Source organism: Bradyrhizobium sp. LeoB3 (assembly GCF_055456055.1).
In genome coordinates, this window is record NZ_JBVBEF010000237.1 from 1 (window position 1) to 2,886 (window position 2,886).

Annotated in this window: 3 protein-coding genes; all 3 read left to right on the forward strand. The window is 56.4% G+C overall.

The features are described 5' to 3' along the window. The first annotated feature begins 541 nt into the window (after positions 1–541). The 3 genes from ACZXDY_RS45265 (at position 542) to ACZXDY_RS45275 (ending at position 2,601) form a co-directional block, all read left to right on the forward strand. A complete protein-coding gene (locus ACZXDY_RS45265; RefSeq protein WP_464349933.1) occupies positions 542–1,078 on the forward strand; it encodes a hypothetical protein in 537 nt (178 codons plus the stop codon). A 5-nt stretch (positions 1,079–1,083) separates the two neighbouring features. Next, positions 1,084–1,347, forward strand: coding sequence for a hypothetical protein (locus tag ACZXDY_RS45270; RefSeq protein ID WP_464349934.1), 264 nt, complete (start codon positions 1,084–1,086; stop codon positions 1,345–1,347). A 741-nt stretch (positions 1,348–2,088) separates the two neighbouring features. Next, positions 2,089–2,601 carry a hypothetical protein gene (locus ACZXDY_RS45275; RefSeq protein WP_464349935.1) on the forward strand — a complete coding sequence of 171 codons (513 nt, stop codon included), beginning with the start codon at positions 2,089–2,091 and terminating at the stop codon, positions 2,599–2,601. Positions 2,602–2,886: the final 285 nt, after the last annotated feature.

Sequence of the window (2,886 nt, forward strand, 5' to 3'; positions counted from 1 at the left end):
ACCGCCAAAAATTACTTTGCCGTCGTCACTATTGCCGCAACTCTGCTTTGGTTGCGGTAACTGTCCACACGACCTAGAGCAACGAGAGCTGGATTTCCATCCGCGTGTTCCTAAATCATGCGGCTATGGAAATGCCCTCTCCCGACCAGCTCTTCCTCCGCCCAACCGTCATCGGCGGCGAGAGGCGCGAAGGCGACTATGTGGTGGTCTGGGATGGCTTCACGATCGGGCGCATCCACCCACGGCGTCGGCGGCCACGACATCTGGAATTGGGCTGTAATCCTGCCTAACGTCCCCCAGCTTCCTGATCACCGCGGCAGCACCGCAGACCTCGAGGATGCCAAGCTTCTTTTCAAGGCCGCATGGCTGCGGGTGCGCTCCCGCCTAAGCGAGGCGGACATTGCGCAAGCCCGCCGAATCCCGCAGGACCGAACCCGACCTTGGCACAAATGAGACAGGTACCCTCTCATAGGTAGGGCTTGACTAGCACGTTATCGGCGGCAACAATTTAGAATATAGTCGATGTACTGGGACAACCTAAGTGAAAACAAAAATCGATACCTGTAAAAAATACTGGGATGAGTTCGTCGAGCCCGACTTTCAGGAATTCCAGGCCGACAGTGGAAATTTACGCAAAGCATTCCATTGCGCAATTTCGCTCTTCCACATGTCGGACTGGATCTACAAAGAGAAAGGGCAGTCCTATTGGCGGTCGGTGAACCTCCAGTTCAAGGACGGAACAGGAACAATGACGCTAGTCCACAATGACTCGTCGTTCGCAAATGCGTTGCGGGATATCGATCTCAATTTTGAGCTTGTCAGGAACATAGCCAATTCCGCGAAACATTTTTCTCTGACGCGCCCAGGCACCCACCCCTCTTCTCCGTCACACGCAGCAAACACCTACTCAAGCCCGAGCACCTTTTCTCCTGATGTCTTCGATCAATCAGCCTTTGACACGAACGAGAAAGTCATGCTCGAGGGCCCAGGGGGCAAAGACCTGCTCTTCCTAGATCTCGTGACTTCTGTGCGCCTCACTCTTCAACAATTCTGCGCTCAGCACGGGATCGCACTGTAGACCATATGAAGTACGTGGAAGGCAGACCCTACGCCGATCCCGAAAAAGCCGCCCGCCGGCTGATGGAGATCGCGAGCACGATCGAGCCCGTACAAGACGGGCGCATCCACATCGAGAAGATCAACTACCCGTTCATAGATCGGGAGAAGGCTAAGCCGGCCGAATATAGCGCCGGCCTTAAGCTAGCGATCGAGCGCGGTTGGCTGTGGATGCATGAGAGCGGCACCTACGTGAAGATCACGCCGGAAGGAGCCAAGCTGTTTTCTTAGGCGGAAGCCGTAGAATCACGGATGTAGCGGGCCCGTTACAAGGCCAAGAAAGTAAATGACAAATCGCGTTTTTGATCAACTATTACGCTGCCTGCTTGTTGATATGGCGTCGGCTGCTTGCGCCGCGCATTGCGGAAGGCAGGCTGGCGAGTGTCCAATAGGACCAGCATGCCGACCGTGATTCGAGGAACGTTTCGGCAAACCGGCTCGTTCTCGTAAGGCGCGCCAGCATGCCCCAACCGACAACCTGAGGTTAAATTATGTACTTAAATGCTCTAGCGCTTAAGCTGGGACCGGTCGACATTGCCGGTACCGGGATTGCCGGCACCGGCGGTGTCGTACTGATTCTGGTTATCGTCTTGGCTTGGCTTAAGGCTGCAACACCTTGACGTGTTCTAGGACACGAAGACTCTACCAGAGGTGCCGCGTTTGGCCTGCCAGCCGGCCGCGCCACCTCTAACGTAATACGACTCGCACCACCCGGCAAATTCCCTAGCATCCCACCGTCAAATTCCTATGTGCACAACATGAAGTGCCTTCTGTGCGAGGACAGCGGCTGGGTTTGTGAGAACCACCCAAAGCGGGCGTGGGAGGGGAAGCATGCTTGCGGATGTGGTGGAGCTGGTGCGCCCTGCCCGGCCTGCAATGTGCCGGAGCCCTGCGAAACCCCGCGCCTTCCGGAAGGATACGAAACAGTCTTCGACAAAAAGGGCTGGCGGCACTGAGGTGGGAGAGACAGCGTTGAGCAGCCTTGGTAAGCTCACCGCGCAGGGGGTAGGAATGACCGATCTACGACCATACGACAAACGGCAGCCAGTGGCGCTGAGCGCAGGGGCCCGGTTCATTCGAGGCTTTACTCGCGTTGGTGCGGTGGTGGCCGTGATCATCGGATTGGCCGGCGCATCGCTCTCGATCATCAGCGCTGTTAGCACTCTCAACTCTGCGACGGATTCACATCGAAGTGCCGAGTGTATCGCGCGGCTCGCCCGCGCTGGCTGGACGTTCAAAAAGAAATACGAGTACAGCAGCGCCCTCGACTACAGCGTGGGCGGCTGCAACGACTACTATCACTCCTACAGGACGATAAGCGAGGTGATCGCAATCGCGGACTCGCCAGCACCGACGTTTATGACAACCGAGGCGGCTTCCTACCTCGGTTGGGGGTTTGTCGCCACGGGAATTGCCGCAGTTATCGCCTTCTTCGTATTCTGGGTAATCGGCTGGCTCTGCGCCGGCTTCACGAGGGACGCATAGGCCTGCCGCACTTGGTTTCGAAGACCTACCGAGTACGGTGCTAGAAACAAAGCTGGAGAATCGCGCATGGCGCGTTCTACCTAAGAGAGAGATTTCTGTTAATACTCAACTGACCGATATTGACGTTCGCTGGACGACGTGACTGGTTCTTGGGCCCTTGTCATCGTCCGCCGCAAATGAAAAATAATTCCAGCAGCCCCAAGTCTGTTCTAGCAGTCTGCTGAAGAACCCCCTCGCCACCGAGGGGGCTTGATGATTCACTTGTCATCTCGAATCGGCGGAGAT